This is a genomic window from uncultured Marinobacter sp. (assembly GCF_963974375.1).
Taxonomy (GTDB): Bacteria; Pseudomonadota; Gammaproteobacteria; order Pseudomonadales; family Oleiphilaceae; genus Marinobacter.
The window spans coordinates 1-6688 of record NZ_CAXBDN010000245.1; the positions used below are offsets into that span (position 1 = coordinate 1).

5 protein-coding genes are annotated in these 6688 nt (G+C 59.6%); 4 read left to right on the forward strand and 1 reads right to left on the reverse strand.

Features of this window, described 5'->3' with window-relative positions; all coding sequences use genetic code 11:
* Positions 1–422: hypothetical protein (locus tag AAC035_RS17025; protein WP_339806256.1), on the reverse strand; the 422-nt coding region annotated here is incomplete at its 3' end.
* Positions 423–827: 405 nt separating this feature from the next.
* On the opposite strand from AAC035_RS17025, the gene AAC035_RS17030 reads away from it, so the two are divergent.
* The 4 genes from AAC035_RS17030 to AAC035_RS17045 form a co-directional block, all read left to right on the forward strand.
* A complete protein-coding gene (locus AAC035_RS17030; RefSeq protein WP_339806257.1) occupies positions 828–2024 on the forward strand; it encodes an efflux RND transporter periplasmic adaptor subunit in 1197 nt (398 codons plus the stop codon).
* Entirely contained in the window at positions 2024–3862 is a 1839-nt protein-coding gene (locus AAC035_RS17035) for an efflux RND transporter permease subunit (RefSeq protein ID WP_339806259.1), read from the forward strand. The genes AAC035_RS17030 and AAC035_RS17035 overlap by 1 nt, the downstream gene beginning before the upstream one ends.
* Positions 3863–3870: 8 nt before the next feature.
* Positions 3871–5232 carry an efflux RND transporter permease subunit gene (locus tag AAC035_RS17040; protein WP_339806261.1) on the forward strand — a complete coding sequence of 454 codons (1362 nt, stop codon included), beginning with the start codon at positions 3871–3873 and terminating at the stop codon, positions 5230–5232.
* Positions 5233–5370: 138 nt separating this feature from the next.
* On the forward strand, positions 5371–6688 hold a 1318-nt coding region (locus AAC035_RS17045; protein ID WP_339806262.1), incomplete at its 3' end, for a diguanylate cyclase.

Genomic DNA, 6688 nt, shown 5'->3' on the forward strand with positions numbered 1-6688 from the left:
ACGGTGTGGGCGAGCCGGTGAGTGGTGTAGAACATGAAATCGAAAATCAGCAGGCCACAGATCACCTGTTCCCACATGGGCAGGTTCGACAGGCCAAACGAGGGATCAAGCCGGCCGAAATGAATCAGCAGGCTTGCCGATGCCAGGCCAAAAAACAGGGTTACCATCAGGTTCTGCACGCCATTGAGGAGAAACATGAAGGCGTTGGACACCACATCGTTGGTCAGCTCGCCCTCTTCCAGCGGGGCCTGGTGTTTGGGCATCAGCAACTGCAGCAGCAGGCCCAGGGCATAGTAGGGCAGCAGGAACCACAGGAATAATCGGCTGCTGTCATAGTCAAATACTGCGATGGCGAGCACCGCCAGTACCACAAAAAAATAGAGAAAGCCTCTTGAAATCAGTGTCCTGAAAAAACCTGTCATCGTCCGTCTCCTTTCGGTTAGCTAGTGCCCCGCCTGGTTAATTCGCGCAGTAGGTCAACGAATGAACCAGACGGGGCACTGTGTCCATCTGGTTGCGGCCGATTTTGTACCACGGAGCTGGCGTCTGAAATTGTGGCGCTCATCTCAGCGTTCGCTAATGACGCCCGGTCGTGAACGCAGTTTCATGAAACGCTCCGAAACTTCTCACGTCTGCAGCGACATGCCGTGTCTGAAAACGGCTGTAACACCTTGTGAAGTGACCCTTTTTAACGCCAGGTTGCCGGTGGGCTTGAACGATCTGATAGTCATGAGGAACCGGTCTGCACTTCCGGTTGCCGGGGCGTGCGGATGCTGTAGAACTGCTGATATGTTAGTGCCGCCCGTCATGGAGGAGGCACCGCAATAATGAATTCCCTGAGATCTGTACCCGGCCGCTGGGTGAGTGATCCGCGGTACGCATCCGCGTGGGTGTTGGCACTGTTGCTGCTGGTGCTAGTGGTCATTTACCGGGAAGCGCAGGATACCGTGGTCCGCACCGCCCGCCTTGCTGCGCCGGAACTGCCCGTCCACCCGGTTGAAATTGCACCGGTTACCCTGACCCTGCGGAGTCAGGGCACCGCCCAGGCCCGGGATCGTCTTGCTCTGGCCTTTCGTTCCGGTGGTGAGGTGGTAGCGGTGTCGGAGCGCCTGGCGAACGGCGCCTGGGTCGAGGCGGGTGAAATGCTGATACGCCTGGATCCGGAGCCGTTCGAGCTGGAAGTGGCCCAGCGCCGGCATGATCTGGAGGCGGCAAAACTTCATCTGGAGCAGGCCGAAGCCAACGCCACCATTGCCCGTCGCAGTCCCAGTCGCAATGCCACCGAATTTGCCCTGAACGTTCCCCAGTTGCGGGAGGCAAAAGCCCGGGTTGACGTGGCTCAGGTGTCCTTGCGCAGGGCCCGCAGCGAGCTGGAACGGGCGACCATAAGGGCACCGTTCAGTGGCAGGCTCGAGCAGGTGAGTGTCTCGGTGGGGCAGACCGTGAGCGCCGGCGAGGCCCTTGGCCAGATTTTCAGCTCCGATCGAATGGAGGTGCGCTTGCCGGTGCCCAACGACTGGCTGGACCTGATGGCGGCGTTCACCGAGACCCCGGATCAGGAACTGAGCATACCGGTCCGCCTGAAGGGCAACTTCGGCGGCAGCGCGGGTCAGTGGGACGGGGTGATTACCCGCCGCGAGAGCGGGGTCAGCAGTAATCAGATGAGCTGGCTGATTGCCGAAGTGGACCCGGACTCCGGATCGGTGCCGCTGGAGCCCCGGGTCTATCTGGAGGCTGAAATACAGGGCCGGCGGCTGGCGGAAGTCGCCACCATTCCCCGCTCTGCCATGATCACCAACAGCCATGTCTGGGTGCTGGATGCCAGTAACCGGATTCATCGCCGTGAAATTCAGTGGGTTCATCGCGATGACTCGGTGATCTACGTGACGGCGGGCCTTGAACCGGGTTACCGGATTCTGGCACAGGGAACCGATCACCTGCTGGAAGGCTCGGAGGTCCGCGTTGTGGGCGAACCCGACAACAGTGAGCGCCAGCCCGTGGCCAGAATTATCAGGACCCACTGATGTTTCGCAGCATCGAGTGGTTTACCCGTAACCCCGCAGTGGCCAACCTGCTGGCACTGCTGTTGCTGGTGGGCGGTTTTGTGGCGATCCCCCAGACCCGCCAGGAAACCTTGCCGAATCTGCCCCTGGATCGCATTGGCGTAGTGGCAAAACTGCAGGGCGCGTCGCCGGAAGTGGTCGAGCAGACGCTCTGTGCGCCGCTGGAGACGGCGCTTTACACCATTGAAGGAACCACCCATATCCGCAGTGAATCCCGGGAGGGCATCTGTTCGATCACAGTGGATGTGGTGGAAGGCTATGCGTCCGGAAAGGTCCGTGATCAGATGGCGGCACGGGTGGAAACCCTGGCAAGCCTGCCACCGGGCGCCGACGATCCGGTAGTGGAAGAAGCCATATTCCGCAACCGGGTTGCCCGCCTGCTGATTGTGGCAGATGCCACGCCACGGGCCCTGCATGAAGTGGCCTGGCAGTTGCGGGGCCAGCTGCTGGATCAACCGGCCATTGCTGATGTTGAGCTGGAAGGCCTGCCGGAGCGCGAGGTGGCGCTGGAAGTGGCCCGGGAAACCCTTTATCGCTACGACCTTACGTTTGCCGGCATTGCCGAAGCCATTGATGACAATCTGGGCCGGGCCTCTGGTGGTGTTCTGCGTGGCACCAACGCTAACTCCCTGATCCTGTCCGGGGAAACAGTGTCCAGTCCGGAAGCCTATCGTGAGGTTACTGTAAGGCGTACCGACGAGGGCGAACGCCTGACCCTGGGGGACATCGCCTTTGTCCGGGATGGCTTTAGCCGGGATGCGATGGCGTCCTGGTTCAACGGTCGTCCGGCGGTGGCTCTGGATGTTTACCGGATCGGTAACCAGGACGTGGTGGATACCGCTGAGGCGGTTCACCGGTTTGTGGAAGCCGCTGACCTGCCATCCGGTATGGCGCTGATTCTGTGGCAGGACGATTCGCTGGAGTATCGCGACCGGTCCGATCTGCTGTGGAAGAATGCGGGACAGGGCCTGATCATGCTGATTGTGCTGCTGGCGGTGTTCTTTGGATTGCGGCTGTCGGCCTGGGTGGGGCTGGGCATTCCTGTTGCCATGATCGGTGCCTGCATGGTGCTGCCGCTGACCGGTTTTTCCTTCAATACCATTTCGCTGTTTGCCTTCATTCTGGTGCTGGGCATTGTGGTGGATGATGCGGTGATCGTCGGTGAAAGTGTGGATGATCAGGCCCGGCGGATGGGCGCAGGAACCGACGCCGTGGTGGAGGGCGTGCGCCGGGTGGCATTGCCGATCACGGTGGCCGTGATCACCACCGCCATTGGCTTTTTACCGATGATGTTTCTGCCCGGACCGGAAGGGGATCTGATGCGGGTGGTGCCGGTGGTGGCCATAACGGTGCTGGCACTGTCGCTGGTGGAATCGTTGTGGATTCTGCCTTCCCATCTGGCCCACTCCATGCGTCATGCGCAGGAGGCATCCGGCAGTCTCAGCCACCGGGTGAATGCCTGGTTCGACCGGTGCATCCGCAAAACCGTCCTGCCTGCCATGAACTCGGCCCTGAACGGTCGCGGGCTGGTGCTGATGGGGTTTGTCTCGATGTTCGTGATCTGTCTGGCCCTGCTTCACAGCGGCTGGCTGAGTGTCACTTTTCAGTCCCAGGTGATCGGTGACAAGGTCATGGTGGACGTGGAATTTCCACCCGGAACCAGCAGCCAGCGGGTGTTACGGGCCACCGGGACGCTGCAGCGTTCTGCCCAGGAACTGCGTCGCTTGTTGCAGGAGGAACATCAGCAACCGGTTATTGATGATATCTACGTCGAGCTGCTTATCTGCGCTCGAGGGTGACCGTGGCCATGGCCCGGGGCACAAAGCTGCCGCTTACCCCGGATCAGGTCAGGGAGCAGTGGCGGCAGCTGCAGCCGGACATGCCCGGTGCCGTGTCGATGCGGTTCGAGACCATGATCAATCGGGTGCTGCCGGATATTCACATCAATATGTACCATCCTGATCTGGAGGTGCTGGAAGGCCTCGCGGCAGCACTGGAAGACGAGCTCAGGGGTATTTCCGGGGTGTCTGAAGTGTCCAACGGCATGAGCTCCCGGTTCTCCGAGATCGACCTTCAGGTGCGCCCCGGAGCCCGTCTCGGGGGGCTGACCGAAACCCGGCTGGGTGATCAGGTACAGGAGGCGTTCCAGGGCATTGTGGTGGATCAGTTGCCCCAGGGCGACCACGAAGTGCCGGTGGTACTGCGGTTGCCGGAAGTGCAGAGTGACAGCCTGGGTCATCTGGAGCAGCTGCCGGTCCGTCTGGCCGATCAGTCGGTGGCACCCCTGATCGCGCTGGCTGCCCCGGAGCGGCGGGAGCGGCCGGCGGTCATTCAGCACTTTGACCGCAATCGCAGTGTGTCAGTGACGGCCTATGTGGACCCCCGGCTGACCTCGCCGGGTCGGGTGATGACTTACCTGGAGAACGGGTTCCTCGCCAGCCTGGCCGGTGAATGGCAGGGTGCCCGCTGGGCGGTGGCCGGCAAGCCGGTCAGTATTGAAAAGTTCGTCAACTACCTCACCGTTGGCTATGCCGCAGCACTGCTGGCCATGTTTTTTGTTCTGACCATGATGTTTGGCCGTTACTGGCAACCGGTGCTGATTCTGCTGGCAATCCCCTTTGGCATGGTGGGCGCATTCCTCGGTCATATGCTACTGGGCCATGACCTGACCCTGTGGTCCATTATCGGGGTGGTGGCGGTCAGTGGCGTGGTGATCAATGACAACCTGGTACTGATTGACCGGGTCAATCAGCTGCGGCCGGCCTGTGAGAGTCTGCGGGAGGCGTTGCTGGAGTCATTGGCGGGACGTATCCGACCGATCGTGCTGACCACCCTGACCACCTCCCTGGCGGTGGCGCCCCTGGCTTTTGAAACCAGTCCCCAGGCGGCGTTTCTGGTGCCCATGGCGGTGTCTCTGGGTTTTGGCGTGCTGTTCGCGAGCCTGACCACCATTTTCATGGTGCCGGCCATGATGATGGCGGCGGAGGATGTGGTCCGGTTTTTACGGCGGCTGCGTTCGATCAACCACAGGGTATCTGAGCAGGATTCGGTGGAAGAGGCTTACCGCGTGGGCCTGCAGGCGGCTGAAAGCGGCCAGAGAGTGAACCCTTATCGTAACGACGTGCTCGGTGCCAGCTGGGAAGCCGGGGTCAGCGATGGAAGGTGTTGATACAGGAAACGATTTGAATCGAAATTCCGTCAAGCCGCGGGTGATGTGTCCGGAAAGTTAACAGGATTTTGGGTTATCGGCTAATCTTAGAACATTAGCCAGACGGGACACTGGTCGAATCTTGATACTGGAGTTCCCATGACGCGTTCTCGCTCAGATGATCTGGATGACCTGGAGTTTCCGGATTTCTTTCGCAAACTCGCTTCTGGTGTGCCTGGCATCATTTTTACCTATTGGAGCTGCGCGGATGGTCGTGCCCACCGCTACCCCTATATCAGCAGCCGGGTCCGGGACCTGTTTGGAATTGATCCAGATGAGCTTCGGCAAGATGCCAGTAAAGTGTTTGAGCGCATCCATCCGGAGGATACCGGAGGTCTGACTGAAAGCGTCCTCGACTCTGCACAAAACCTGACCCCCTGGAAATTTCAGGCTCGCATGCGGCTTGCGTCCGGGAAATATCACTGGTTCGAGGCAAATTCGATGCCCGAACGTCAGGTGGATGGCTCTACTCTCTGGTATGGGCAATTTACGGATATTCAGGCCCATAAGGATCTGGAGCAAAGTTTGCGGGCCAGCGAATCCGAGTTTGCTTACCAGGCCCGTTTTCAACACCTGCTCGCCGACCTGTCCGCAGACTTCATGACCGGAAGATTCGGTGATACTGATCGCCGTATCCAGAAACTACTGGCTGACGTGGGGGCGTTTTTCGAGGTGGACCGCGCCTACCTCTATGCGTTCAGTGACAATAACTCACTCATGACGAATACCCATGAGTGGTGCCGCGAGGGCGTGAAGTCCCTGATTGATACACAACAGCGGATACCAATTTGCCACTTTGCCTGGTGGCATCGACAAATGGATTCGATGATCCATGATCAGCGGATACTGTTCATTGAGGATGTGTCTGAACTGCCTGAGGACGCAGCGCTCGAGAGGGGACTGCTGGAAGAACAGGGGGTTGTCTCACTGTTTAATGTGCCTGTTCGCTCCAAAGGCCTGGTGTCGGGCTTTTTCGGTATGGATATGGAGACGGTTCGTCGCTGGCGAGAAGATCAGACGGACTTGCTGATTGTCGTGGCCGCGCTGATTTCAGGAGCACTGGATCGGGACCGCCTGGAGCAGGAGCTGGTTAATCAGTCGATCCGGGATCCTCTCACCGGGCTTCATAACCGACGCTATCTGTTCCCCCGTATCGACGAGATGATTGGCGCCTGGGCGCGGGAACGCGTGGGATTTGCGCTGGCCATGTTCGATATTGACCACTTTAAACACCTTAACGACACCTGGGGACATCTGGCGGGCGATTACGTACTGAGGGAGTTTACGGCGCTGATGGTGGAAATGAGTCGTTCCTCTGATGTTATCGTCCGTTACGGTGGTGAGGAGTTCGTGGTGCTGTTTGCCGCCGCATCCAGGGGCTCTGCCTTGGGGGCGGTTGAGCGCCTGCTGAGCCGGG